Source organism: Phocaeicola faecicola (assembly GCF_013618865.1).
Classification (GTDB): Bacteria; Bacteroidota; Bacteroidia; order Bacteroidales; family Bacteroidaceae; genus Phocaeicola; species Phocaeicola faecicola.
The window spans coordinates 38371-64571 of the sequence record NZ_JABSOE010000019.1 but is presented as its reverse complement, the minus strand read 5'-3'; the positions used below and the strand labels follow the sequence as shown (position 1 = coordinate 64571).

The following is a 26201-nucleotide window of genomic DNA, read 5'->3' as shown; positions in this document are numbered from 1 at the left end:
AGCCTCTTAGGAGGCTTATGGCAACGGGAAAAACAGTTTGAAAGGATAAAATCTTCAAAACTAAGCTTATAAACTTCTCTCTTTAGAAAAATTCGAATGAATCCAATCTGAGATGAAACAATAGAGGCCATCTCAAGTTTATTTTGAGACAGCCTCTTTTTCTTGTACCCAGACCCGGGGTCGAACCGGGATGGATGTTACTCCACTGGTGTTTGAGACCAGCGCGTCTACCGATTCCGCCATCTGGGCATTTCCTTAAATGCGATGCAAAGGTATTGCTTTATTTTGAAATACGCAAATTTTAGCTCTTTAATTTTGTTGTTTTTTCGAATAAACCAGGAATATCTGTGCAAAATGACATTTTTTATCACGATGCGAGGATAAAAATAAAAACCGGAGTTCTTCTTTTTCTCATTGGAGGAGGGGGAAGAACTCCGGTCTGTTTACCGTTATTGGTTAATTAAGTATTGCCGGTTGAAATACTTATTTTACCTTTTTATTTTTTACACTTTCCAGCAGTTCAGACAATTCCTTTACCTTTTCCGGATGCTGGCTTGCGATGTTTGTCTTTTCTGAAGGATCATTCAGAATGTTGTAGAGCTGTGCTTCCGGATTATTTCCCAACTCTGTTTTTGTCCATCGCTCAATAGCCGGCTTATCGCTCGGTTCAATGTATTTCCATTCACCCTTGATGATTGAAAGCGTATTGTTGAGGTTCTGCTGTATGATATGCTCTCTTCCGATACTGTCTGTTCCCAGGAGGGTATTCAGATTATTCTGGCTGTCTGGAGCAGCTCCCTGTGGAAGTGTATATCCCAGCAGTTCTGCCATGGAAGCATATACGTCAACCATAGAGAACAATGCCGGCTGTACTCCCGGTTTAACCTTTTCCGGCCAGCGTACGATGAACGGAGTGCGTGTACCGGCTTCATAAGCACTGTACTTACCTCCGCGGTAATGCTTCATCGGTGTATGTCCGTTCAGCAACTCTGCTGCCTGATCCTGGTAGCCGTCGTCGATGACCGGTCCGTTGTCGCTGCAGAATACGAAGATGGTATTATCTGCGATTTTCAGACTGTCCAATGTCTTCATGATTTCTCCAACGGTCCAATCCAGCTGCAGAATCACGTCACCTCTCGTACCGAGTCCGCTTTTACCCGCAAAACGTGGATGCGGAATGCGAGGTACGTGTACATCCTGTGTACCCATATACAGGAAGAATGAAGTATCTTTGTTGCTGATAATGAAATCTTTTGCCTTCTGCGTGATTACATCAGCAATATTTTCGTCTACCCACAATGCGGATTTACCTCCGGTCATCCATCCGATTCTCGGAATACCGTTGATGATGGTATTGTTGTGTCCCTGGCTAGGTTTCAGTTTTACCAGTTCCGGGTTTTCTTCTCCGGTAGGCCAGTCGCCCACTTTATGTTCGTAACTTACCGTAATCGGGTCATTCGGATCCAATCCGTCTACCCGGCCGTTTTCCACAAAGACGCACGGAACACGGTCAACGGTAGCCGGAATAATGTATTCATAGTCGAAGCCGATATCCTGGGTATTAGGTTTGATCAGGCCGTTGAAATTGGTTCCTCCCTTAGGACCGAGTCCCAAATGCCATTTACCGATTGCTCCTGTGGCATATCCCTCAGCTTTGAACATATCTGCCATAGTCACACACGCAGTGTCAATGATCAGCTCAGAATTTCCCGGTGCAATACCTGTATTCTCCTGTCTCCATGGATACATACCTGTCAGCAGGCCAAAGCGCGAAGGAGTACTGGTAGAAGAAGTCGTATATGCATTGGTAAACTGAAGTCCCTGACTGGCCAATTTATCTAAATTAGGCGTATGGATTTTAGTTGCCCCGTAGCAACTCAAGTCACCGATACCTAAGTCGTCTGCTATTAAATATACCACATTCGGATGCTTGGCAGGTTCTTCTGCTTTTTGTTGTGTACTTCCGCATCCACTTAATAATGCAGCTCCAGGTAATAAGGATAAGAGATAAGAAAATTGTTTCATTGGTTATGATGATTTAAGAATGTGTTCCAAATTTAGTGGGCAAGCCTTTATCTTACGTGTGTATACAGTCCATATAAATGAGAAAAATGTACAAATCGATGAAAATCATAGATATATGTCCATTTCTCTCATTTATTTATGATTGTTTTTCTTCTTCTTTATCATCCTCATCTTTGTTTGCCCCGTCACCTTTTCGGTAGGCCAGAGGATTGATGTTGTACATGTCTTTGAAACATTTTGAGAAATATCTGGAAGAACTGAAGCCAATCCGGTCCGAAATCTCTCCGATATTCAGTTCCGGATTATTCCGGAGCATCCATGCACCTTTCTTAAGACGGATACTGAGGATAAACTCATTGGGAGTCTGTCCGGCAATCGCCTTCAGTTTGGTGAACAGATTCGTACGCGCCATTCCCATTTCCTTGGCAAAAGCGTTGATGTTGAATTCGGTGTCATCCAGATGTTCCTCGATAATGCTCAGTGCCTTATCCAGTATCTCCTTATCCACCAGGTTGGTAGCCAGCATTTGCGGGGTGGCCTGTGGCTGTTTGCTGAATTTCTCCTGCAGGATAAAGCGTGAGTTGACCAGGTTATTGCATCGTGCAATCAGCAGACGTGTATTAAACGGTTTGCTGATGTAATCATCGGCCCCTGTAAGCAGTCCCTCAATGTTCTGCTCGAGTGTAGTCCGTGCAGTAAGCAATACGATAGGAATATGTGACGTATTGAAATCTTCTTTTACCATTTTGCAAAGAGCGGTTCCCGAAAGCTTCGGCATTACCACATCGCTGACCACTATGTTCGGCATTTCCTTTCGGATAAGCTCCAGTGCGTCTTCACCGTTGCTGGCACTGAATACCTGATAGTAGGGGGCAAACAGCGAAACCAGGACTTCCCGCAAAGCTTCGTTGTCTTCGGCAATTACTATTTTGGCATTCGGGATTCTCGTTGGTATCTCTTCTTCCTCCTGCAGCGGCTGGATGATGGCATCATCCAAGAGGGTTACAGGTGGATTCTCGATGATCAGATTCTCTTCATTAGACTGGCAGATCTCGCTTTCTGAGAAATGCTTGTTTCCCAGTGGCAGGGTGACAATGAATTTACTTCCCTGTCCCAGTGTACTTTCCACCCGGATTGTTCCGTGATGCAGTTCCACAATACCTTTCGTCAGTGCCAGTCCGATTCCCGTACCGGTACTTTCGTTTCGTCCGCTTTCTTCGGTATCTATCTGGTAGAAGCGTTCAAATATCTTGTTCAGTTCAGCTGCAGGTATTCCGCGGCCAGTATCTGCCACCTCGATGATTACCTGCTCCTGCGCTCTGTGTACAGACAGTGTAATGCTGCCTTCTGCCTTGGTATGCTTGAACGCATTCGATAACAGGTTGTTGATAACCTTCTGCATCTGCTTCGCATCGTACCATACAGTCAGATTGTCTTCTTCTTTCTTGAATTCAAACTTAATCTGCTGTTTGTTTGCATATTCATTAAACAGCAGGTAGTTCTCATACATAAAGTCAATGATGTTATGTGAGGACACCTTTAACTTCATATGACCCTGTTCCTGCTTGCGGAAGTCGAGTAGTTCGGTTACCAGCTCCCTCAAAATGATGCTGTTCTTATAGATACTCAGCACCTTACTGTATAATTGAGGTGTGAAGTTGTTCGACTGAAGCAGCACCTCTATTTGTGTAATAATAAGGGTAAGGGGAGTACGGAACTCATGCGAGATGTTGGTGAAAAAACGCAACTTAGACTGGTTGAGGGCCTCAATGTCAAGCCGGTGTTTTTTCTCATATTTCAATGACTCCCTTAATTTCAGTCGGCTTTGATAAGTACGGAACAAATATATCAGCAGACTGGATATCAGTATGAAATATACCAGATAGGCCAGGGGGGTCCTCCATACAGGAGGCAATATCCTGATTTTCAGCGATACGGGCTTACAGATACTTTCATCTGTATCTTTAGCCTTGATAATCAGTGTATAATCTCCGGCATTGAGGTTGGTATATGTAATGGTGTTCGAGTTTCGGGTACTGTTCCATTGTTTGGAGAATCCTTCCAACTGATAAATGATGTCGCTTTTGTTTGCCGCGATGTAGTTAGGCGTGGCAAACTCTATGCTGAACATGCTCTGATGCGCTTTCAGTGTAATTTCCGGAGTGTATACCAGTGTCTTCGAAAGAATTCCATTTTCATCCCCCACTTTGATTTCTTCTCCGTTGACAATGAGCTTGTTCAACAGTATTTTGTAGGGCTTGGGTTTACGCTTTAAATCTTTTTCGTGGAAAGAAATCATGTTGCGTACTCCTCCCAGGAAGATTTCGCCGTCCTGGGTAATGTATAGTGCATTCTCGTTTATGGCAGTCAGCGGGAGTCCCTTTTCCGTATTATAGTTGGAGAAGGATTTGTTTTCCTGGTCGAAGATGGAAAATCCCTCATTGGTAATCAACAATAAATGTCCGCTGAGCGGTGATTCCTGGGTATTGTAGATACAGTCACTGGCCAGTCCGTTTTTTTCCTTATCGAAATTCTCAAAGTTGTCGGTCTCCGGATGATACAGGTCCAGTCCACTACCTGAAGTTGCAAACCACAGGTTACCTTTACTGTCCGGGTTAATATTGTTGACACTGTTGTTGCTGATACTGTGCGGATCAGCTTCCGAATATCTGTAGTTTTTCAACTGAGAGGTCTGGAAATTATAGCGGAAGACTCCTTCTCCGGTTGCTGCAATCCATAGATTGTGGTCTTTGTCGAAAGCCACATCTGCCACCATTTGTATTCTTCTTCCTTCCGGGTGCTGTTGGAACAGACGTGTGCACCGTCCGTCTTTCCGGTTGAAGGTGCATACTCCATTCTGTGTCGCAATGATGAGGCTGTCCTTGCCGTAAGCTTCAATATCACGCACAATGTCGGAAGGCAATGTGTGGGGATTTCCTTCTTCCTTTCTGAAATTGGTAAACTGGCCGGTCTTGGGAACAAAACGGTAGAGGCCTCCCAAGTGGGTGCCAATCCAGAGAATATCATTTTCCTGGTCGTAATACAACGACTTGAGGTTGTTGGGAGAAATGTTATTGTTAGGTACCTGATTCAGTTTGAACCATTTGAACTGATGGCTTTCGCGGTCATAGTAATTCAGACCTCCTCCTTCTGTTGCAATCCACAGGTTTCCTTTATTATCTTCCACCATTCTTCCTACAATCGGACTGCTCAAACCGTTGCCCGGATGGTTCGAGAAACGGTAGTAATTGTAGTTCTCGTATTCCGGGTTGAAGAAATTGACACCTCCGAAATAAGTTCCCAGCCAGAGGGTTCCCTGCTTGTCTTTGACGATACACCAGATGGATGAATGGGTCAGTTTGGTCTCTGTTTCATCTTCTGATGTATAATTACTGAATTCTCCGGTCTTTTTATTGTATTTGTTCAGTCCGTTGAAGGTTCCGATCCACAAATTTCCAAGGTTATCCTCGCAGATAGCACGTACGAAGTCGGAAGAAAGGCTGTTGCTGTTTGCCTTATGCTGGAAATTCCGGATGGTTTGATTGGGAGATACACAGTATAATCCTTCTTCCCAGCTTCCAATCCAGATATTATTGTCGGAATCCTTGTAGATACTGGCAATATTTCCTTTGGTAATGGGGTGGGTAAACTGCTTGTTCTGTATATTGTACGAATATACTCCATGTGTATTGGTTCCCAGCCAGAAGGTCTGGCCGTCATGTAAGATTGTATTGATGTTTACTTTTTCCGGAACCTGGGCAAATAAACTGAATTTTCCAGTCTTTTCATCATAGCTGTGAATTTCGTTGTGGATGGCTATGAATAGTTGCTGGTCGTAATAGATGGCATTGATGTTGCCCTGCTTAAGGGTTTTGAACTTCTGGGTTGTCAGGTCCAGCTCCGCTACTCCTCCAGTACACAGCAGGTATATTTTTCCCTGCTGGTTTCCGACAATCCGTGATACGACGTTTGAGAACAGACTGGAGGGGTCATTTTTATGAAATTTATAAGTTTGTATGCTATGACCGTCATACCGGTTTAATCCTTCGCGTGTACCAATCCACAACACTCCGTTCTCATCAGAATAGAGTGCATTCACCGAGAACTGAGACAATCCGTCTTCAGTCGTTAAGTGATTGAAGGTGATCTGTTCCGCTTTCAGAGGTGCGGAAATGATTCCGATTAAACAAATTAGTAAGTATATGATTGTTTTCTGCATATTTGTTCTGCTGTTTTTTAAGGTTTTATTTACAAACATACAGAAAAAATTTTATTATCGGAAATGTTGCGCCTTGAGTTTTATGCAAGTCGGTTGGTAATTAATGAATATTGATTCGGGGTGTGAGGTCTGGAAATCGCTATTGTTCTCTGAAGTCTTGTTGGGAATTTTTTTAGCCTTGCAACAGGCTTCATGGTTGACATGAAGTAGGTCTTTTGATTAAAAATTATCATAAAAAAATAAGCCAAGATAAAATCTTTTGAAAATCAATTGATTTTATCTTGGCTCGTGGAGCTGGAGGGAGTCGAACCCTCGTCCAAACAAGGAAGCCATATGCTTTCTACATGCTTATCTCTGCCTTCGGTTTTCGTGCATAAGCAAGACCAGAGCCACCCACTTATGCCTTAGCCTTTAAAATTTCATTCCAGCTCCAAGGCCAAACCGGAACTATTCCCGATTTTACTGCACTGCCTGATCAAACGCTTCGGAACAAGAGCTTTTGGGCAATGTCTCGTTTCCATCACTGTGACGGAAATAAAGCTAATCTACTGTACTTCGATTAAGCAGCGAGAGCATAGTTTTCGTTGCCAGATAATAGTTCAGTAACTGAGATTATAGTGCAAATCACTGACGCACTGCATGCTTACATACCACATCTCTCGCTGTCAAAACCAAACAACCCCAGATTTTAATGGTATCGTATAATCATTGCAAAGATACAAATGAAATCTGGTATCTCCAACAGATATGCCGATAAAGTTATTTACAGGTAGGATATTGTGCAAAAAAATACCCGGATCTGTTTGGTATACCAGATCCGGGATATTAATAGTCTCATTCAAGAGAGAGTGATAATCATCGGTTTACTGCGGCAACTGCAGAGTTTCAGTATAGCTTCCGAATGAGCCGGCAGAACAAGTGTACTGCAGAGTCAGTGTAATTACACCATTTTCCAATGTACCTCCACCGGTAGCGTATACATCTCCATATCGAGTGTCAGTAGCTACATTCTGCTGTTCTACAGTAGCATTGGCTCCGTCCATCTTGATGACCATGTTCTTGCCTTCTTCAAACAATGACGGGAGTTTGTACCAATCAGCATGAGCTGCTTTGTATACCTGAACCTTAACTTGCTTCTTGAACATTGTGGAATTATAAGTTCCTTCTCCGATGGCATTCCATTCGATACCCATGAAGGATACGGTGGTTGCTGTTTTATCACCCCCGTTTACTGCTACAATGGTAATGCTGTAAGTACCGATCATGTCAGTAACAACGATGTCTGCAGATGAATTACCGCCAAGGCCTTCTACTTTTTTGCCTTTTTCTACTACATAATCCATGTAGCCATATTCTCCCATAGAAGCTACGTTGGTTTCTTTCTGAGAGGCCAGCTCTGCAAGGTAATAGACTTCGCTGGTCTGGCTGTTTGTAGCCAGTCGAAGCTGAAGGTCATTGTCTGCGTTATAAGGTGCTCCCGGCTTGAAGGTATAAACCGTAACTTTAGGAGAACCGTCATTGCCCGGTTCTGTACCTTCGTGCTGCGCACATGATGCAAAGGCAAAAACAGAAAGCAATGCATAAAATAGGTATGAAATGTATTTTATCATAATCTTCTAATTTTTAATGTCAACTTATTACCATATAAATTCTTCTGAATCTGAACTTGGTGGTATCGGAGTCGGATTGTTTGTACAAGCCGTATTGTAGCTTGTTTCAGTTTCGATGATACACAGGTTCATCCAGTCTGGAGGAGTCTGCATGTTCCAGCGGAATGTTTTCAGGTGGTTGGTATTGCCGTAGCTGCGGATGATACCTTTGTTCAGACGCTTGATATCGAAGGTTGCGAAGCCTTCTCCCCACAGTTCTACACGTCTTTGCCACCAAACTTCGTTCTGGAAAGCAGAAGTCTTGAAGTTATAATAAGCTTCATTGTGCTTGCCGTAAGTATATTGCGGGTCACGGGTCTTCGCAAATTCAGTCAGCAACTGGATACCGCGGCTTTCGTCCTGCATACCGGCTGCCTCAATTTCGATCAGTTTCATTTCTTCTACACGCATGAACGGTACAGCTCCCAGGAAACCGATGTACTGGTTCTTATGACCTTCAGCTCCACCTGCTGCGCGGAACTTTACAGAGAATCCGCCTACTGCTTTTGCACCAACACCTTCGTATCCAGACTGATAGATATCATTCGGATAATCAGAATATACTTTCAGTGCTTCTACGATTTTTTCCTTATTGCCCAACTCATCGATAGAGAAATCAATGAATGCCTTTTTACGGAAGTCGGTTGAAGGAATTGTTTCATACAAGTGACGGTCGATGCTGAACTGGTAACCGTAGCTTGATGCATAACCACAACCAGAGCCGTTTACTTCAAGATACATGAAGGAACCCCATGAACCGTCTGCATCGTTTCCTGTGATCACTGGGTCAGTGCTCTTGAACTGCATACCGAACATCCATGAACTGTTAGGAGTGTTGAATCCGGTTTCGCGGCTCAAATATTCTTCCTGGCTCATCATGTTATAGCCATCCTGTGCCAGTTTTGCATATTTCTCAGCGTTAGCCCAGTCTTCCATTACCTGATAAGCACGTGCCTTGAAACCGTAAACTACTGACAGGTCAGGAGTAGAGATGTCTTCACGTTTGTAATCTTTAAGATAGTTTTCAGCTGCATCCAGATCAGAGATGATGAAACTCCACATTCTTTCGTTGGTTGCACGCGGGTTGTTGGTCAACTCATCGATAGATGTCTTTTCTGTAATGATAGGCACCGTCTCTGCGTTTTTGTCCAATGCATAAGTCTTGTTGGCAAACATGCGGGCCAAGTCCATGTAATACATTGCACGCATGGCGTGTGCAATACCGGCTCCCACTTTATGTGCGTCATCCGGTTCATCTCCTGCCAGGGCTAATACGGTATTACAGTTCTTAATCCATTTATAGTAGATGGTCCAAGGGAACTGTGCGATGGCATAACGAGGCCCCAGAGCGGTACTTGAAGTGTACCATGTCTGATACCAGTGTCCGGCGTCATCGATTACTACGTCCTGTCCCATTACGTCGCGCATCTGGAAGAAAGTCGGATAACCGAAGTCGAACGGATAGCTTGAATTATACAAAATCTGTCCGATCATAGAAGAGGTGATACCGTCTACGAATTTCTGGAATGCGTTAGGGGCATCGGCTGTCTGATCTTCTGTCACATAATCAGTCTGAGGAACGACTTCCTCAATGCAGCTCGTGGGAAGTGTGATTCCCAGAGTCGCAACTATAGCTGATAATAATATTTTTTTCATAAAATAATAGTCCTTGTTTATGTTTTTAGAATGTTAATTGAATACCTCCGGAGATGTTACGTGCCGGTGAGTAAGGAGTGATTGATGAGTTACCTTCATAAGAGTAACGTGGGTCAAATCCCTTACGTACTGACCAGAAGCACAAGTTTTCACCGGCTGCATAGATACGCAGCTTAGAGATATGCTTCATCCATTTCTTCGGGAATGTGTATCCGATAGTGAATGACTGGAAGTTCAGGTAGCTTGCATTTGTCAGGAAACGGTCTGACTTAGAGAATGCAGTATACTTGTCACCGAACTGCCAACGTGGAATATTACTTTCTGTATTGTTAGGACTCCATGAGTTGATATAGTCTTTGTGGATAGCAGAACCTGCACCGTTTGAAGTCTCATTAGGAGTCATCAGGCTGGCATAACGATAATCCTGAACCTTTCCACCAATCTGGTAGTCGAATGATACAGATGCATCGAAGTTACCGATTCTCAATGTAGAGTTGAAACCACCGAATACCTTAGGCAGGATAGACCCCTGTTCGTAGTAAGTAGCCTGGTTCGGGTCAGTGGTAGTTGATGAATGGTTCTTTCCCGGAGCACCGGCCTGTGTCAGTTCATCGTCTACCCAGTAAAGTGCTTCACCTTTTTCGTTAACACCTGCATATTCGATACAGAATGCATTGTACAGCGGTCCGCCTACCTGGTACCAGTTACCACCCTGGCCAGTACTGTTGGTTTCATTGAAACCTCCCAGGTTACGGGTCTTAGATTCCGGCAAGCTCAAGATCTTAGTCTTGTTGTGTGACAGGTTGGCTGATACAGTCCAGTCAATGTCTCTCGTACGGATAATACCTGCAGTCAGTGCAACTTCGATACCGTTGTTGCGGATGTCACCTACGTTACCGTAGTAACCACGTGTACCTGATGATTCAGGAATAGAAAGCCAGAAGAGCAAGTCGCTGGTCTTCTTGGTATAGTAATCGATGTTACCGCTCAGACGGCCATGCCACAAACTGAATTCTACACCCACGTTGTAGTTGGTAGTAGTTTCCCAAGTGATGTCAGGGTTACCCATACGTTTGAAGGTAGCTCCCATAGCTGTATCACTTGTCGGAGCCAGCTGATAGATATTGGTGTAGGCGAAAGCACCGATGTTATCGTTACCCTGCTGACCTACAGAGAATTTCACTTTCAACATATCCAGCCAAGAAGCAGTTTCCTTCATGAATTTTTCTTTAGAGATGATCCATGCAGTACCTACAGACCAGAAGTTACCCCAACGGTTTTCCTTTGAGAAGTATGAAGAAGCATCACGACGGAACGAAGCCGATGCGAAATATTTCTGATCATAGTTGTACTGAGCACTACCGAAGTAACCTTCTACGTTGTAAATGCTCTTATAAGAAGAACCGTCAATAACCTTTGCGAATGCATCAATTTCAGGAATTGAAGGAGAGAAACCTCCCTGTGCCTTTGCGCTCAGGTATTTGGTAGTTGTCTTATAATATTCGTGACCAGCCAGTACACTTACACTGTGCAGACCGAAGTCCTTGAAGTAAGTCAATGTCTGTGTATTGTTGGTTCTCAATGTAGTTGTTGACTGCTTGTCAAGTTCACCGTTTACAGAAACTTTTGAACCATAGAACGGGTTACCGTAGTTTGAATAGTTGGTCTGTCCCCAGATTACGTTGCTGGTTACATTAGCCTTCAAATAGCTGGTGATGTTGATGTCGGCAGTAAATGTCGCATTCATCTGGTCACCGATGCTTTCTACCTGGTCGTACTGGTTGGCTGCCAGCGGGTTGGCAGTTGACATAAACGGACGGTTCAATCCATAGTCCTTAGAAGTCATACCAAAGTCGTATGCGTTACGTCCTTGTTCATCCTGTTTGATTACCACGTTGCCGTTCGCATCTACTACACGTACAAAAGCAGGGTAGATAGGAGCGATAGAGCTGGTAAAGTACATCATGTTAGAGCTGGTTGCACCCGATGAGTTCGGAATAGCATGCTGTACAGAGTGGTTATAGCTGAGGTTAGCTCCCAGTTTCAACCATTTCTTTGCCTGATAGTCTGCACGGAAACGACCGCTGAGACGTTCGTAGTCTGAGTTGATGATGATACCTTCATCGTTCAGATATCCTAAACTTGCATAGAAAGATGTTTTTTCATTACCTCCATTGACGCTTACGTTGTATTCCTGACGCAGAGAGTTGCGGTAAGCTATATCCTGCCAGTCGTCAGGACACAGATAATATTCTGTACCGTTGTGAGTGTAGCGGCGGCCCAAAGTTGCATTCGGGTTCAGTCTTCCGTCCATGCCGATCAGCATTTCGTTTTCAGGCACGGTGTATACATTATATCCCAGGTGTTCAATCATGGTCTTGTTTGCCCATGAGTTTGCTGCGGCAACTGAATTTCCCTGACCGTAGAAAGCGTAGTTGTACAACTGTGCATAGTAAGCTTCATAGTACTGTCCCGGATCTGTGATTACATCATAGTCCTGTACGGCACGTGAGTTTACACCCCATTTCATATCCAGGTTGACTTCAGCTTCCTGGCTCTTTCCTTTCTTGGTGGTTACAATGATGACACCGGCTGCACCACGCGCACCATACAGTGCTGCAGAAGCTGCATCCTTAAGTACTGAGATTGACTCAATATCGTTCTGTGGAATGTTGGAAAGGCTGGCAGTATACGGTGCTCCGTCCACGATAATCAGCGGGTCGGTGCTGGCATACATAGAAGCGATACCACGGATGTTGATCTTGTTGCTGTCTGAACCAGGAGCTCCAGAGTTACCTCTGATCTGCAAACCTGCTACAGATCCGACCAATGCATCCGATACATTGGTTGTGATGCGTTTAGCCAGTTCTTTACTGTCTACTACGGCAGCAGAACCTGTAAATGCCGACTTTTTGGCGGTTCCGAAAGCGACTACCATTACTTCATCCAATACCTCAGAATCAGACTTCAGGACAACCTTAACCATCGGTTTGATAGTTACTTCCTGGCTCTGCAATCCGATGAATGAAACCACCAAAGTCTTGGCGGAACTTGGAACGTTGTTAATAGTAAAGTTTCCGTCTATGTCAGTAACTGTACCTACAGTGGTACCTTTTACCAATACAGACGCCCCCACAACAGGCAAACCGTCTTCTTCAGAAGTTACCGTACCGGTTACTTTTGAAATTTGCGCGTTCACCAGACCTATACCTATTACAAGGAAGGTCATAAAAAGCATCAATTTTCTTTTCATAAAAAATCTCTCTTAATGTTTAACTAAAATAAAATACTTTCACTTTATTTCGGAATGCAAAAATAAACAAATAAATAAATATATTATATCTTTTTCGTATAAAAATCACTCTTTGCCCGTCTTTTTAACACTTCTGTTTTTAGAATAGGCATAAAAATGACAAAATAATAGATATTCCTGCAGTCTGCCATTATGCAAAATAAACAAAAAAAATGAAATTACCTATTCAGGATAACATTTATTTTTCCATTATAGGACAGATATTAACAATATGTATTTAAACCGGCCTTAAAACCATGAGACAATAAGATTATCTGTGTAAAACGTGAAGAAAAACATCTTTTTTCCGGATTTTTATTCAAAAAAGGGAAGCAGATATTTATATCTTTTATCATATTGAAAGCATAATCAGCCTTTTTCCATTGAACTATTAGGAAAATCTTTTTAAATATACATTTTGTTATAGAACTGTCATTTAACTATTTCTTTTTAGCAGTAAACCCCATTATACTGAATTATATTTTTAAAAAGAGAATTATGAAGAAAATAAGTTATCGTTTAATTTACAACCGAAAAGGGAAACTGAATAAAGAAGGAAAAGCACTTATACAGACAGAGGCATACCTCTCAGGGCATAAGAACTATTTTTCAACGCATATTTATGTGTTTCCTTATCAATGGGATAATAAGAAACGAATCATCATATGTCACCCGCAAGCCGAATTGCTGAACAGAATGTTAGGGGAGTTCGTGCTGAAGCTCCAGTTGAGAGAGCTGGAATGTTGGAAGAAAGGATTTCCGATTTCACTGGATTTGCTGAAAGAGGAGCACGGAAAGCCCTGCGTTTTCAGAGATCTGATTACATTCGGTAGAAAATGGGTAGAAAATTCACAGAGGAAACAGAGCACCAAACAGAACTTGTATACGACGCTCAACCTGCTTTTGGAGTTCCGGCGGCGGATTGATTTTAAAGAGATGGATTATGCCTTGCTGCAGCAGTTCGAGGGTTTTCTGCTCAAGAAAAACTACTGCACTAATACGATTGGAAAACACATGCGACACCTTAGAACCTTAGTCAACGAGTGTATCCGACAGGGATTGATACCGGCAGAAGATTCTCCCTTTCAGTTTTACAAAATAAAAAATGCCAAAAGCCATCACCGCTATCTTCTTCCTCAGGAAGTGAAAATATTGGAAGAGCATGTTTTCTCGGGAAAAGAGAAGACGCTGCAGCATTCTTTGGATGCCTTTTTGTTCTGCTGCTATACCGGATTGCGCTATTCTGACTTTATCCGTATCACTTCGCAAAACATTGTGACTGTCTCTTCCGGACAGCCGTGGCTCATTTTTACTTCCCAGAAAACTGGAGTGAAGGTACAAATTCCCTTGTACCTTCTGTTCCAGGGAAAAGCAATGAGAATTTTAAAAAAGTATCGTTATGAGGATGCATTTTTCTGTCTGAAGCCTAATTCGAGCATCAACAAGGATCTTATTCGGATAGGCAAGCTTTGCGGATTGAAGAAGCACTTTTCTTTTCACACGGCCCGTCATACCAATGCTACCTTGCTGATTTACCAAGGAGCTCCCATTACTACGGTACAAAAACTGTTAGGACACCGCAGTGTGAAAACGACAGAAATTTACAGTGAAATTCTGCCGGATACCATCATAAAGGACTTGAAAAAGTGTGCGGCGAAATGAAAAAGCAGAAGGAGGAGGACGGCCGGCTTTCCATCCGGTGATTTTATCAGGGCATTTTATCAGGATGCCTGACTTACGCGCCTCAAAAGTGACGTAAGCCAGGCATCATCAGTTCCGGTATAAACCGTTATCTATCTCCGCGGAATATGTACCGCTGACAGCGGACAAGGCAGATCGGTTCAATACTCTACCTTATAGTCTTTGCGCAACGTCTGTCCGCTCCATGCCTTTTTGGTGGTCCAGTCGGCAGCCGGATCTGTCCAGAAAGGATTGTCTGCCGGCAGGCCCAATGGCAAGAAACTCAATGTGGCCATATACAGACTGCCCGTAGAAGTGTATACGTCCGCACACTCCGGCTGGTGACCATTGAATCCAAGTACCAGCCATCCGTTCTTATCAAAATTCTGGTTACCCTCGTACATGTTACGATGCACTGCCGTAAGAGCTTCCCTTACTTGTGCCGGTAAGATATATGCAGGCAACTTTTCGCGCAGGGCCACATCTGCCAGAGACTGGAAGGCTGCCGTACGGTAGGTCACCGAACGTCCGAAGGCCGGGTAATGACCTTCAGGGCTGATAATACGTTCCGAATACTCGGCATGTCTGATCATCCTTTTCAAGGCTTCCTGATATTCTTCCTGTGAAGCCTGACCGGAAGGAAGCAATGTCTCAAGCATCTCCACCATCATGGGGTGCATTACGTAGGCATTGTAATAGTCCATGCTGAATTTGCTGCCGTCGCTATACCATCCATCGCCGACATACCATTCCTTGACCTTGTTTTTGGCAATTCTGATACGGAACGGATCCGGTTTTTCTCCTTGCTGAAGCAGGAAGGCTTCTGTCAGCCCGGTAAACAACAGCCAGTTATTGTAAGCCCCGGTTCTGTCGCGCAGTACCTTAAAGACTTCAATATAACGTTTTTGGGTCGTGTCATCGAGAGGAGCCCACAAGGCTTCAGGAGCCCGTAAAAAGGCATGTACCAAATAAGCGGCATCGACAATGGGTTGTGCATGCTCTGTAAAGTTCAGCCGGTCGGGGGAGGCAGGATCTACTGCGTTTTTCAGTCCTTTCAGCACTTCCTCACGCAACTGCTTGCGCAGTTTCCCTTCTTCCGTATCGTCATCCGGCAAGGCCAGCCAGGGAGCAACTCCTGCCAGGGTACGTCCTACGGCTTCCAGGTAAGTCACCTTTTCTGCATCCAGTTCATAAGTGGGCGAAAGTTCTACGGGCATATTCTGCCGCAAGGTTCCTTCAGCCAGATTGTGAATTACCGGATATGAAATTTTCCAAAGGTACTTAACCCATAACACACGTTCTTGTGCTCCGGTCAAAACCGACGGTTCATTTCTGTGGTCATTTTTCCTTTCACCGGCCTGCAGGCTTGAAAGGGTAAAAAGAGTAAAAAATAAGAATAGCCAATAAAACTGTTTTTTCATAATTAATGAATTTTATTTAGGGTTTATGATATGCAAAGGTATATTTTAATAAGGTGTATATTATATAATAAGGTGTCGGTTGATGAGTTATCCCCCATTGAGAAATTCTCTTACATAAACCTTACTGTACCGACAAAGTCAACCAATTTTCTTACAAAGTTAATCTTTTGCATTAGAAAACAAATTGTTTTTCTTTATATATGGCATTGATGCAGAAATTATTCGGCGTAAAATTTTTCTTTGCTTAAACGTAAGTGAATGCATATTGAAAGTTACCGGGAAAGCTGGCGATGAAACAGGAAAAGCTGGCGATCTTTTTTGAAAACGTCGCCAGTTTTTCACTACTCTTTAACGGGACGATGCACTTTTCTTCAAGAAGAAATAAAAAAACTTCAATAAGGTGGCTGCATCGGTTCTTCTATCCGTTCAGGGGTATATCGGTAGAAAGTTTTTTGTCTGTCCCTTTTCTGAGACTGTCAGGGGAAAGGTTTCTTCAATTTAAACAGGAATTATGATTTTGGTTAATATATTGATAATAAACCATTTAATAAATATCATTAGTTCCGCCAAGACTCTTGTGATTTCATTTATCGGACTGCAGAGTCAAGAAGTAGACATCAAGCCGGTAGTAAAAATAATGTTGAAATCCGATTCGGAACAGCTGGATGAAGTAATGGTCGTAGCATACGGTACTGCCAAGAAGTCATCGTTTACCGGTTCGGCCACCTCAATCAAATCAGAACAGATCACTTCGGGTTCACGAGAATCACTCGATAAAGCTTTTTCCGGAAAAATGGCCGGTGTCCGTGTGGCTTCCGCTACAGGAGATCCGGGTTCTATGGGAGAAATGAACATCCGTGGCGTTGGCTCCATCAACGGTTCAAAGTCGCCGCTGTATGTAATCGACGGAGTAGTCATGAAAGCCGATGACGACATGAATTACTACGGCAAGTCGCAGAGTGTCCTCAGTACGCTGAATCCTGACGACATTGAGTCAATGACTGTATTGAAAGACGCAGCCGCTGCCTCTTTGTATGGGTCACGTGCGGCAAACGGTGTAGTCATCATTACCACAAAGAGCGGTAAGGAGGGAAAGACTCGGGTATCGTACAACGGGGAAATCGGCTGGAACAAGATGGCCGTAGACCAATACAATACCATGGGAGCCTCCGACTATATCAGTTATGCCCGGGAGTCACTGGCCAATTATTACATGGAATACGAGGGAGTGACGAGCAAAGACGAGGCTTACCGCAAGGTGGAGGAAGCCGGTGACCTGTACAGCTTTGTAAAAGATCCTTCTGGAAAGACGGATACCAAATGGAAGGATGAAATCTATCGTACGGCAATTACCCAGAATCACCAGATTTCGCTGAACGGAGGTAATCAGCATACGAAGTTCTATGCCGGCCTGGGTTACAACAAGAGTGAGGGTATTGTACTGGGAAGTGATTTCCAGCGTGTGTCAGGCCGTATCAATGTGGACCAGAAAATCAACAACTGGGCCGATTTCTCGGTGAAGCAGATGGTGGCATCTACCAAGCAGAACGGATTCCGTGACCAGAATAGCCAGGCACAGGGACTGGGTACTTCTTCTCCGCTCGGTATTCTGCTGGCACTCGACCCGACAGCTCCGGTTTACAACGAAGACGGTTCGTACAACGAGAATGTTAGTTTCGGAAAAATCACGAACCCGCACCTGATGCTGGGAAGCAAGGACGAAGGCAATTCAAAGGCCGACTGGATTCAGAGCAAGATGTTCCGCAGCCTGACCAATGCCGAACTGAGCCTGCATTTCCTGGACAAGATTTTCTTTAAGTCGGTATTCGGTTATGACTATATCGACAACAAGCATTTTGAATATTGGGACAAGGACGGAGTAAACGGTTCTTCAGTAGGAGGAATGGGTTCTCGTTATACGTTCCAGAATTCAACTCTGACCACATCGAATACATTGACATACATGGATACGTTCAATGACATGCATAACCTGACTGCCATGGTCGGTTTTGAGGCAGAAGACCAGAACCTGCTGCAGATTGTAACGGTAGCAAAGAAATATTCCAATCACTTGCCGGAACTGGTGAACGGGCAGCCGGATGCAGCCTCAAGTGCGACTTATGGTTCGGGGATGCTTTCTTACTTTGGAAATGTAAACTATAACTTTGACGACAAATATTATCTGTCGGCCAGTTTCCGTCGGGACGGTTCTTCACGTTTGAGTCCGAAAGACCGTTGGGCAAACTTCTGGTCGGTATCGGGTGCGTGGCGTCTGAGCAAGGAAGGCTTCCTGGAAGACATGCCGCTGTTTACCGACTTCAAACTGAAGGCTTCTTTCGGTACAAACGGTAATCTTCCTACCGACTATTATGGATACAAGGACCTGTATGCCGGTTCGGGATACAACGGGGCACCTTCCATTTACTGGTATCAGTTGCCTAACGATGAGCTGACCTGGGAGCGTTCCAAGAACCTGAACGTGGGACTGGAATGGAACATGTTCGGACGTGTGACACTGGGCGTGGAATACTACCTGAAGAAAACGACCGACCTGCTTTTCCAGGTGCCGAATTCTTATGTTACCGGATTCAAAAACCGCTGGGACAACTTGGGTGAACTCAAGAATGACGGTGTGGAAATTGAATTGAATTCTCAGAACATCCAGACCAAGAACTTCAGTTGGACAACCAACTTCAACCTGACTTATCAACAGGCTGTGGTGGAAAAATTGCCGGACGGAAAAGATATCCAATACGGAGACGGACAGATGTATATCCACCGTGAAGGCGAATCGATGTATACATTCTACCTGCCGGAATGGAAGGGAGTAAATCCGGACACGGGGCTCGGTGAGTTCTGGATCGACCCTGCTGACCACTCAAAAGGTGCCACTACGGATTATACGAAAGCCGGATGGGGCGTGGTAGGAAAGGCATTGCCCGATGTAATGGGAGGTCTGACCAATACATTTACCTACAAGGATTTCGACCTGTCGTTCCTGATTACCTACCAGTTCGGAGGTGACCTGTTTGATTATCCGGGATACTTTACCCACAATGACGGATTCCGCCTGGGAAGTACCATGCCGGATTCCGACGTAGCCGGTAACTATTGGACCAAGCCGGGCGATGTGGTAGACAATCCGAAACCGATTTACGGAAACCCTTACAGAGCCGACCGCTTCTCCAGCCGTCAGGTGAAATCGACCGACAACATCCGTTTGCGTGAGTTGACTTTGGGATACAATGTGCCGATAGCCAAGAAGTACATGCAGCGCTTAAGAGTGTACTTCCGCGCCAACAATCCGTGGCTGATTTGGGCAAAGACCAAAAACATCGATCCCGACGTAGCGATCAACGGTTACCGCCAGGTGGACACCCCTCAGTTGAAGAGCTTTGTGTTTGGAGTTAACATTGAATTGTAACATTAAAATAAGACGAAAATATGAAATTAAGATATATAGCCACACTGATGCTGGCGGCCACAGTTGCTTCTTGCAATATCCTGGAAAAAGAACCGGCAGACTCCTGGGAGTCATCCTCTGCCATCGCTTCCTATACGGATCTGGTGAATGCCGTCAATGGAGTTTATGAAAGCCAGACCTGGACAGCTAATACGGTAACCTCTTCAAGAGGTATTTATGCCGGAGATTTTACGCTGTATGCCGACTTGAGAGGGGCCGATTATATGTGTATCGGAAAAAACAACCAGTTTACCGATGTTTCCAAATACCTGGCATCTCCCACCAGCCAGGCACCGGAAACTTTCTATTTCGCTTTTTACCAGTCGCTGGCACGAATCAACAAGGTGCTGGAACAGACACAGGAAGCCGGACTGACGGGAGAGGATGTGGAAGCACAGTTGGGAGAATTGTATGCTCTGCGTGCCTTGTTCCACTTCGACCTGGCACGCTTGTACGCCAAACTGCCGACTACTGCGACCGACCTGAATACGGAAATGGGTATCGTACTGGCCAAACAGAGTTTTCCTGCCGACTATGCCGGAGTGCGTGCCTCACTGGCAGATACTTATAAGACCATTCTGGAAGACCTGCAGACGGCATTGACGAAACTGGAAAATTCCAAGGACAAGACTTCGGGTCACATTAATTATTGGGGAGCACTGGCCCTGCGTGCCCGGGTACATCTGTATCTTGACAAGGCGGACGGTACCGACCATAATGCCCTGGCGCTGGCAGATGCCCGGAAGGTGATAGAAGAAGGACCTTACACATTGTATAAACTGGGAGATTACCTGAATGTATGGTCGCAGGCCTTTTCTCCTTCAGAAAACATCTTTGAGTTTGCCATTTCTTCCCAGTACAATGCCCAGCGCAATTCGTTAGGCTTCTACACGCATGCCGTAGGCTATGCCGAAGCCGGTATCGGTACCTCATTCAAGGCCCTGATGGATGAACAGCCGGAAGGAGATGTACGCAAGCAGTTGATCGCCCATGAAGTAGACGGTACCGACAACGACGGATTCTATACACAGAAATATCCGGGACTGAACGGGGAAATCTATGTGAACAATCCTAAGGTGATTCGTCTGTCTGAAGTCTACCTTATTGCTGCAGAAGCCGCACTGAAGACATCGGGAGATGCAGCCAAATACATCAACGATTTGCGGAAAGAGCGGATTTCAGGCTATTCAGAGGTTGCTTCCGTGACCTTGGAGGATATTCTGAAAGAACGCCGTCTGGAACTCAACGGGGAAGGTCATATGGCATGGGACATGTGGCGCAACCGCAAATCAGTAACACATGCCACTGTGGGTGAAGTCAACTGGAACGATTACCGTACCATATTGCCGATACCTCAGGCTGAAATCAATGTAACCAAAGGCTCTGTCAAACAGAATGCCGGATATTGATCGGGAGGATTTTTGAACAGCAGGGGCTGGAGCCGATGGCTTCGGCCCTTTGTTTTTTATTGCAGTGCGGTGTCTGATGCATGCCACATTCCTGCATTCTTTCGCTCCGGTTATCATATGGACGGATTTCGTATTTTCTTTCCGTCCTGTTGAATTTTTCCAATTTATCTTTTAGTTTAAAACTAAACCGGGCGTTTTTCTTACACTATATATTTTATTTCTTTTCTATTGTATGAATTACATAGTAAATCAGGAAAGACTTATTGTATTTTTTAGAGATATTTATTCATTTTGAGAAAAATTATTGTTAATAAATGTTAGCAGGCATCGGCCTCAATTTGTGATAGAAAAACGCATAAATATTACCCGTTTCTTTTTATCTTCTAATTCTCAAACATTTGCCAAAAATTGTTTGTAAACATTCTTTTAAAATATCTATTTGATACAAAATAGATGTATTTGCTAGACATTTGTCGGTTAAATTCAGTTTTATACTTTTGCGCCTAATTTCGAAAAATAAGTTAATAGAGTAAATTTTAAAGAGAGAATTATGGTAAAAAGAATGTGGTTGTCATGCCTTTTTATATTCATAGGAATAGGCATGATGTATGCTCAGACGACTAAGATTACCGGTACGGTAATGTCGGAAGAAGACGGATTCCCGGTAGTCGGAGCTTCGGTATTAGTGAAAGGTACCTCGGTTGGTACAGTGACAGACATCGATGGTAATTTTACCATTTCGAATGTACCGGAAAACGCCAAGACACTGGTGGTTTCTTTCATCGGTCTGCAGTCTCAGGAAGTTCCTGTGCAGCCGGTAGTCAAGGTAGTCCTGAAATCAGACGCTCAGGCCTTGGATGAGGTAGTTGTCACTGCAATGGGTATCTCGAAAGAGAAAAAAGCATTGGCTTATGCCGTACAGGATTTGAAAGGAGACCAGCTGACTCAGGCTGCCAGCTCCAGTTTGTCATCAGCACTTCAGGGTAAGGTATCGGGTGTCGACATTACTCCGTCATCAGGTATGCCTGGAGCCTCTTCACAGATTGTCATCCGTGGTGTACGTTCGTTTACCGGTGACAATACTCCGTTGTATGTAATCGACGGTATGCCTATTTCTTCTGCTTCAGATATTGATACAGACAGCCGTAACACCGGTAGTGTGGCTGGTGCCGACTTTGCCAACCGTGCGGTGGATATCGACCCGAACGACATTGAAAGCATCAACATTCTGAAAGGACAGGCTGCTTCGGCACTGTATGGTATGAGAGCTTCGAACGGTGTGATTGTCATTACGACAAAGAGTGGAAAGGGAGCTTCTAAAGGCAAACCGACAGTGACATTGAATACGAACCTGTCATTCGAAAAGGTTTCTACTTTGCCGGATTTCCAGAAAGAATTCGCACAGGGTGTGGACGGTGTGTATTCACCTTACGCTTCTACTGCATGGGGACCGCTGATCTCTGACCTGGCAAACGACCTTACTTATGGTGGTAATACCGACAATGAATATACTCAGAAATACGGTAAGCACGAAGGTATGTATTATGTGCCTCAGCGTGCAGCTGCGGGACTGGACCCATGGGCAGTGCCTCAGGCTTATGACAATGCCAAGGAATTCTTCAATACTGGAGTTTCCTGGAGCAACAACGTGAACGTGGCTCAGGCATTCGACAAAGGTTATTATTCATTCTCTTTGGGTAACAGCAATTCGGAAGGTATCATCCCGAATACCGGTATGGACAGATACAATGCCAAACTGAATGCAACTGCCAACTTGAGCGAGAACTGGAGCACTGGTTTCAGCGGTAACTTCATCACTTCTAAGATTCAGAAACAGAGTGCCGGTAACGAAGGTGTGGTAGCTACTATCTATGGTGCACCTTCAAGCTACGACTTCAACGGTATTCCTTCACACATTGAAGGCGACCCGTATACTCAGAACAACTATCGTTCGTCTACTTTCAACAACGCTTACTGGGCTACTGAGAACAACTCGTTCGAAGAACGCTCACAGCGCTTCTTCGGAAATGCGTATGCACAGTATCATACGAATTTCGGAACAGAAAACCATAACCTTACTGCAAAATATCAGTTGGGTGTGGATGCTTACAACACAATCTATTCAGATAACTACGGATACGGTGACTCAAGCTATCCGACAGGATATTCAAGACAGGATTCGTATACCATCACTGAAATGAACTCTTTGCTGACAGTTACTTACGACTGGCAGGTGAACAGCAACTTTAACTTCAACCTTATCTACGGTAATGAATGGGTAGACAAGGCAACACGTGTGACGACTGCAGAAGGATATAACTTCAACTTCCCGGGATGGAACCATATCGGAAATGCGACTTCTTTCCAGTCTAACCAGAGTACGACTAAAAAGCGTACGGTCGGAAACTTTGCCAACTTGTCTCTGTCATGGAAGAGCATGTTGTACTTCAACGCTACAGTGCGTAATGATATTGTGTCTTCAATGCCGCGCGGCAACCGTTCGTTTACTTATCCGTCAGTATCTTTGGGATGGATCTTTACAGAACTTCCTTTCCTGAAAGACAACTCAGTCCTGACCTTCGGTAAGGTACGTGGTTCGTATGCAGAAGTAGGTATGGCTGGAGAATACATTGAAAACTTCTATGCAGTGCCGGGTTACGGTGGCGGTTTCTCTGCCGGAACTCCTATCCAGTATCCGTTCGGTTCGGTTACTTCATACATTCCTTATTACAGAATTTATGACCCGAACCTGAAACCTCAGAACACTAAATCGTATGAACTTGGTCTGGATCTTGCTTTCTGGCACGGCCTGATCTCATTGAACTATACTTATTCACGTCAGAATGTAAAAGACCAGATTTTCCCTGTGCCATTGTCTCCATCTACCGGTTACAGCGAAATGATCACCAACGGAGGTGCCATCCATACTAACGCACACGAATTGTCACTGACAGTGAAGCCGATTGACAAGAAGAACTTTTACTGGGATTTCGGATTCAACTTCTCTAAGATTGACAACTACGTAGATGAACTGGCTGACGGTGTAAACAGCATCATGTTGGGTGGATTCGTAACTCCTCAGGTACGTGCCAGCATCGGCGACAAGTTCCCGGTTATCTATGGTACAGGATACCTGCGCAATGAAAACGGTGATATCGTCGTAGATGAGAACGGTATGCCGATGGCTGGTGAGCCGCAGGTGATCGGAAAGATTTCTCCGGACTTCCGCTTAGGATTTAATACAAGCATCGAACTGTTCAAGTTCCGTCTGTCGGCAGTGTTCGACTGGAAGCAGGGTGGACAGATGTATTGCGGTACAATGGGTGTACTCGACTACTACGGTGTGACACAGCGCTCAGCTGATTACCGCAAGCAGGAAGAATTCCTGTTCGAACTGCCGGCCGTAAAACAGAATGCAGACGGTTCTTACTCTCCGAACGACATCATGATCAAGGGTGAGAATGCATTCGATTACTTCAATGCTCTGAACTCAATCGATGAAGCTTCTGTATACGACAACTCATTCATCAAGTTGCGTGAAATTGCATTGAGCTATCCGATTGTAGACAAGAAATTCCTGCACATCACAGCCAATGTGTTTGCCCGCAACATCCTGATCTGGTCACAGCTGCCAGGTTTGGATCCGGAAGCTACCCTGGGTAACAACAACATGGCCGGAGCATTTGAAAGATTCTCTATGCCGGGTACATCAAGCTATGGTTTTGGTTTAACATTTAAATTTTAAGCAGATTCATTATGAAATATACATTTAAAAATATCCGTTTTTATTTGTCTATGGCTCTGGTGGCAGGTACAATGATGTCTTGTTCCGAGGATAAAATGGACAAAATAAACACCGACCGTGATAACCCTCATCAGGTGGATGCCAAGTTTATACTGACCGATGCGATTACAGCAACAGCGTTCAGTAACGTGGGAGGAGATTTCAACCATTATTTTTCTTCATACATCGAACAGGAAGTCGGAGTTTTCAACCAGTTGTGGAATGCAGAGACCCGTACCACAGAAGTGTACTCGTCTACTACCTATAATAACGTATGGACCAACTTGTACAGCACGCTTAAGAATGCCCGTATCATTATTGACCGATGCGCAGAAGGCGGTGCACAGTCGGGTAATTACACTACAAAAGGAATGGGAGAAGTGCTGGCTGCCATCAATGCCGCTCTGATTACCGACGCATTCGGTGATGCACCGTTCAGTCAGGCAGCTCTGCCGAACCTGGATAACGGTAAGCCTCAGTCCATGACTCCGGAACTGGACAAGCAGGAAAGCATCTACAATGCAATCATGGACTACCTGAATGCGGCCATCGATGATCTTCCACGTGGAGACGAACACGCTACCGGAGGTCCGGGAGCACAGGATATTCTGTTCGGTGGAGGAAGTACCGCTGCTAACAAATGGCTGAAACTGGCTTATGGACTGAAAGCCCGCTACCTGATGCATACGCTGAACAAAGCAACTGATAAAGAAGCTACCCTGGAAACAATTCTGGACTGTATCAGCAAAGCGGCTCAGTCGACAGACGAACAGGCTGCCTTTACCATCTACGATGGAATGACCAACCGCAACCCGTGCTATGACTTCTTCGACAGCCGCGAATACATGGCTGCCAGCAAGAGTATGTATGATAAACTGGTTGCCCGCAAGGACCCGCGCTTGCAGCGTGTGTATGTCACTGCCCTCGACAACAACAGCAAAGGCACACAGATCAAGGATCTGGACGAATCAAAACAGCTGTTGGCTCCTAACGGTAAACCGGATCAGGACCAGCGTAAGTACGTGACTTCTATCTTCGGATTTGCCAGCGATGCTCCTACTTATCTGCAGAGCTACCATGAACTGCTCTTCCTGAAAGCAGAAGCCCTGGTACGTCTGGAACGTCTGGATGAGGCTAAATCAGTCTTGAAGGATGCGGTAGTAGCCGGATTGATGAATATGGAGAAAAATGTGGCTTCAGGATTGAAGCAGACAAGTTATCCGATTACTGCCAATGACGTAGCTGCACTGACAGAAGAAGAGGCAAAAGAATACTTCGATACAGAAATCGCAGCACTGTTTGATGCTGACCCGTTGAAGGAAACCATGATTCAGAAGTACATTGCAATGTGGGGATCGAATGGTGAAACTACAGAATGCTACAACGATGTACGTCGTCTGATGGCAGAAGGAAAAGACCTGAAGACTTTCTACGGATTCCAGAACGAAAACAAATTCCCGTTGCGTGCCCCATACGGAAGTGACGAAGTCAGTGCAAATCCGAATGTACAGAGTGCATACGGTAACGGACAATACGTGTTCACTGAAAATGTATGGTGGGCCAATGGTACTCGCTAATAAAATCTGATTTTTTGGGAAAACAC

The 26201-nt window shown here is 44.6% G+C and carries 11 protein-coding genes, 1 tRNA gene and 1 other RNA gene; 5 read left to right on the top strand and 8 right to left on the bottom strand.

Features of this window, described 5'->3' with window-relative positions:
• Nucleotides 1-165 precede the first annotated feature (165 nt).
• The 7 genes from H3001_RS07200 to H3001_RS07170 form a co-directional block, all read right to left on the bottom strand.
• Nucleotides 166-249: transfer RNA gene (locus H3001_RS07200), tRNA-Leu, on the bottom strand.
• A 234-nt stretch (nucleotides 250-483) separates the two neighbouring features.
• Nucleotides 484-2025 (bottom strand): sulfatase family protein, encoded by a 1542-nt coding sequence (locus H3001_RS07195; protein WP_181214514.1) that lies wholly within the window; start codon nucleotides 2023-2025, stop codon nucleotides 484-486.
• A gap of 136 nt (nucleotides 2026-2161) precedes the next feature.
• The gene (locus H3001_RS07190) at nucleotides 2162-6244 is read right to left on the bottom strand and encodes a hybrid sensor histidine kinase/response regulator transcription factor (RefSeq protein WP_181214513.1); all 4083 of its coding nucleotides are present in this window, start codon (nucleotides 6242-6244) and stop codon (nucleotides 2162-2164) included.
• Nucleotides 6245-6530: 286 nt separating this feature from the next.
• Nucleotides 6531-6927, bottom strand: a transfer-messenger RNA (tmRNA) gene (gene ssrA, locus H3001_RS07185).
• A gap of 180 nt (nucleotides 6928-7107) precedes the next feature.
• Nucleotides 7108-7854 carry a hypothetical protein gene (locus H3001_RS07180; protein WP_181214512.1) on the bottom strand — a complete coding sequence of 249 codons (747 nt, stop codon included), beginning with the start codon at nucleotides 7852-7854 and terminating at the stop codon, nucleotides 7108-7110.
• A gap of 27 nt (nucleotides 7855-7881) precedes the next feature.
• The gene (locus tag H3001_RS07175) at nucleotides 7882-9549 is read right to left on the bottom strand and encodes a RagB/SusD family nutrient uptake outer membrane protein (RefSeq protein ID WP_178244728.1); all 1668 of its coding nucleotides are present in this window, start codon (nucleotides 9547-9549) and stop codon (nucleotides 7882-7884) included.
• A gap of 25 nt (nucleotides 9550-9574) precedes the next feature.
• Nucleotides 9575-12802 (bottom strand): SusC/RagA family TonB-linked outer membrane protein, encoded by a 3228-nt coding sequence (locus tag H3001_RS07170; protein ID WP_181214511.1) that lies wholly within the window; start codon nucleotides 12800-12802, stop codon nucleotides 9575-9577.
• A gap of 537 nt (nucleotides 12803-13339) precedes the next feature.
• On the opposite strand from H3001_RS07170, the gene H3001_RS07165 reads away from it, so the two are divergent.
• Nucleotides 13340-14503 carry a site-specific integrase gene (locus tag H3001_RS07165; protein WP_181214510.1) on the top strand — a complete coding sequence of 388 codons (1164 nt, stop codon included), beginning with the start codon at nucleotides 13340-13342 and terminating at the stop codon, nucleotides 14501-14503.
• A 179-nt stretch (nucleotides 14504-14682) separates the two neighbouring features.
• Here H3001_RS07165 and H3001_RS07160 read toward each other — a convergent pair whose 3' ends face one another.
• Entirely contained in the window at nucleotides 14683-15942 is a 1260-nt protein-coding gene (locus H3001_RS07160; protein ID WP_181214509.1) for a DUF2264 domain-containing protein, read from the bottom strand.
• A gap of 595 nt (nucleotides 15943-16537) precedes the next feature.
• On the opposite strand from H3001_RS07160, the gene H3001_RS07155 reads away from it, so the two are divergent.
• The 4 genes from H3001_RS07155 to H3001_RS07140 all read left to right on the top strand — a co-directional run bounded on the left by H3001_RS07155 (nucleotide 16538) and on the right by H3001_RS07140 (nucleotide 26175).
• Nucleotides 16538-19366, top strand: coding sequence for a SusC/RagA family TonB-linked outer membrane protein (locus H3001_RS07155; RefSeq protein WP_246368520.1), 2829 nt, complete (start codon nucleotides 16538-16540; stop codon nucleotides 19364-19366).
• A gap of 20 nt (nucleotides 19367-19386) precedes the next feature.
• Nucleotides 19387-20814 (top strand): RagB/SusD family nutrient uptake outer membrane protein, encoded by a 1428-nt coding sequence (locus H3001_RS07150; RefSeq protein ID WP_181214507.1) that lies wholly within the window; start codon nucleotides 19387-19389, stop codon nucleotides 20812-20814.
• A 550-nt stretch (nucleotides 20815-21364) separates the two neighbouring features.
• Nucleotides 21365-24559 (top strand): SusC/RagA family TonB-linked outer membrane protein, encoded by a 3195-nt coding sequence (locus H3001_RS07145; protein WP_181214506.1) that lies wholly within the window; start codon nucleotides 21365-21367, stop codon nucleotides 24557-24559.
• Nucleotides 24560-24570: 11 nt separating this feature from the next.
• On the top strand, nucleotides 24571-26175 hold the full coding sequence (locus H3001_RS07140; protein ID WP_178244514.1) for a SusD/RagB family nutrient-binding outer membrane lipoprotein: 1605 nt from the start codon (nucleotides 24571-24573) through the stop codon (nucleotides 26173-26175).
• Nucleotides 26176-26201: the final 26 nt, after the last annotated feature.